The organism is Pseudomonas sp. SIMBA_068, from assembly GCF_046534705.1.
GTDB classification, from domain to species: domain Bacteria; phylum Pseudomonadota; class Gammaproteobacteria; order Pseudomonadales; family Pseudomonadaceae; genus Aquipseudomonas; species Aquipseudomonas putida.
On record NZ_JAWRYI010000257.1, the window covers coordinates 1 to 308 of the forward strand.

Genomic DNA, 308 nt, shown 5'->3' on the forward strand with positions numbered 1-308 from the left:
GTTTATCGCAAAAGGTAATGAGCAACTACACTAACCACATAGCAAATACGCCAGTGGACGAACCATTTAAAAAATTCGCAAAATAATCGCGTTATAATTAACAAAAAAGGCAGCGAAAGCTGCCTTTTTTGTGCCGTAAGCACCGGGAGCTATTTGAATTTTACGGCTTGATTGCTACGCGTATAAATGCGTGACTCTGGTTTGGTCCATTCACCTTTTTTTAAATAGGAGGTAGACACAACCAATTTCCCATCTTTTAAATCGCTGGTCGACTTCACTTTAGTAATACCTTCTTTACTACCTGTAAC

Annotated in this window: 1 pseudogene; it reads left to right on the forward strand. The window is 39.0% G+C overall.

The window, feature by feature from the left end:
• Positions 1–86: pseudogene (locus tag SB756_RS29075) on the forward strand (carboxymuconolactone decarboxylase family protein); the annotation flags it as partial.
• Between the last annotated feature and the right edge of the window lie 222 nt (positions 87–308).